A 2278-nucleotide genomic window follows, 5' to 3' on the forward strand; every position below is an offset into this window, starting at 1 on the left:
ATTTATTCTAATAGGTTTAGATAATCATGAATATTATTATTTATTGTAATATACATTCGTAACTTGTTACATGTAACATGTAACATGTGATTTGTTTTTGTTAATCTATTAAAAGTAATTCATATTATTTATTCTAATAGGTTTAGATAATCATGAATATTATTATTTATTGTAATATACATTCGTAACTTGTTACATGTAACAAGTTACTGTTATAATATAGACATTATAACCTAAGGAGTGTAATGTATGTCAGTTATAACTATTGGTAATTTCAAAGGAGGAGTAGGTAAAACTACTGTATCAACTTTGTTATCATATATTGCTTCTGAAAAATATGACAAAAAGGTTTTATTAGTTGATTTTGATCCCCAAGGTAATGCCACTCAAATAATGAAAAGAACATATCCAGAAGCTATAGATGAGAAACAAACATTTATAGATGCCCTTAAAACTGGTGAATTAGAAGATAGTATTATCAACTTATCAACTAAACTAGCGTTAATACCTGCAGACTCTTCACTAGCTAATTTATCTGATATTATTGCAAAAACAGATATTGTTAAAAAGCGATATATTCTTAAATCAGTTATTGATCAAATTAAAAGAGATTATGATTTTGACTATATATTTATTGATGTACCACCAACAATAAATTCAGATTTCACAAATAATGCAGTATACGCGAGTGATTACATTGTCATGGTATTCCAAACACAACAATCTGCGTATGAGAGTAGTTTATCGTTTGTTAACTTTTTACGAGATAGAAAAAAGGAATCAAATTTGCCATTTGAATTAATAGGTGCAATTCCAGTATTAATTAAGAAGAATGGCAATATTGATGAAAAGATATTAGAAATATCTAGAGAAACGTTTTCAAGCGCTTTATTTAAAAATCAAATATTTCAAAGAGAAAGAATTAAGAAGTTTGGTGCAGAAGGTATTAGGGATAAAGATACGCACGATAAAAGAGTATTGCATATGTTAGAAGCGATATATAAAGAATTAGTAGAAAGAATAGAATTAATAGAAGGATAGGTGGTCATAGTGGCAGGATTTTTAGATGATATAAAATTTGAAGCGCAAAAGAAAAAGGGTTTTTTGGATGATATTGACACTTCAGCAGTTAAATATACAGAAAATTATAAACCGGTTGCTAAAAGTTCAACTATGAGAGTTGATGCGATAATCAAAAAAAGGTTGAGTCAGATGGCATTAGATAAAGACACTTCTATAAAATCAATATCAGATAAAGTTTTAAATGAGTTTTTAGAGAAAAATAATTATTAATAGAGGTAATTTGTTATTTAATAAGTAATTAAAAAAATAAAAGGAGTATCATAAGAACAAAGTGTTCATGATACTCCGTGTTTAATGTGATAAACTATCTACTCTAATAATATCCAATAATTTAATAGTCAATAATCTTCAAAAAATTCATTTTTAAAAATAAAAATACTACCAACATCAATTATTGGTAGGTATAGATAAATTCAATTTATATAAAAAAGGGAAAAATTATTTTTTCTTTTTCTCTTTCATAATAGCAAGAATAATAAAGCCAACAGTGAATACAACAATAAACATCATTTGAAATACTTCTTATTTTAATATTCTTTATATAATGCTTATCATACCAAGAAATAAGATAAGGTCATAGTAAACAAGTGTGTTGGGATGGGAAATTAATATTTTCTACGACGCAAACATTCTAGATAAGGTATTAAGTATGTCATCTAAACCCTTTTCATTGATTTCCATGTCTTCGGCTACGTAATTTTCTAATATAGAGAGTACTGAAGCGACATATGCTGCGATTATAATATCAAAATGAAGCTTTAAAATTCCAATTACTCGAAGAACTACCGCAAAGTATTCAAAACTATTTGAGTAACTTTTCTGTAGCTGAAATTAAAATTATCAAATCTGTATTGTTAAAAGCCCATCCTTCAATAATTCTATTGATACATATTACTTATTAGAAGATATGGAATTTGAAATTGTTAATGTCCTTAAGCGTTTTAAAGCTACATTAATTCAAAAAATGAGATTGTTCATGATATGCAAGGTTATTTTTTGAAGTCTCTCAAATCAGAGTTCGAAAAAATGCATACACTTAATAAACGACGTGATCATTTACCCATCACTTCTTTATTTAATCAATAGTTCAATTTAATAGGCCAACCATGATTCAATTAGAGAGCATCTTTAGATAGATGTTCTCTTTTTTTATTAACAAGTGGTTGCTAAGGCAACCACCTAGACCAAACGAAAG

General features: G+C 27.0%; 2 protein-coding genes and 1 pseudogene. All 3 read left to right on the forward strand.

Going from position 1 to position 2278, the window contains the following annotated elements:
- Positions 1–249 precede the first annotated feature (249 nt).
- Positions 250–1041: a ParA family protein gene (locus tag AC3WQX_RS11785; RefSeq protein WP_002437028.1), complete on the forward strand. Its 792-nt coding sequence runs from the start codon at positions 250–252 to the stop codon at positions 1039–1041.
- Between the two features lie 9 nt (positions 1042–1050).
- Positions 1051–1293, forward strand: a complete 243-nt coding sequence (locus AC3WQX_RS11790) for a hypothetical protein (RefSeq protein ID WP_002437031.1) — start codon at positions 1051–1053, stop codon at positions 1291–1293.
- A gap of 533 nt (positions 1294–1826) precedes the next feature.
- Positions 1827–2169, forward strand: a pseudogene (locus AC3WQX_RS11795) (replication initiator protein A); the annotation flags it as partial.
- Positions 2170–2278: the final 109 nt, after the last annotated feature.

This window comes from Staphylococcus sp. FW104-15G4D (genome assembly GCF_058790135.1).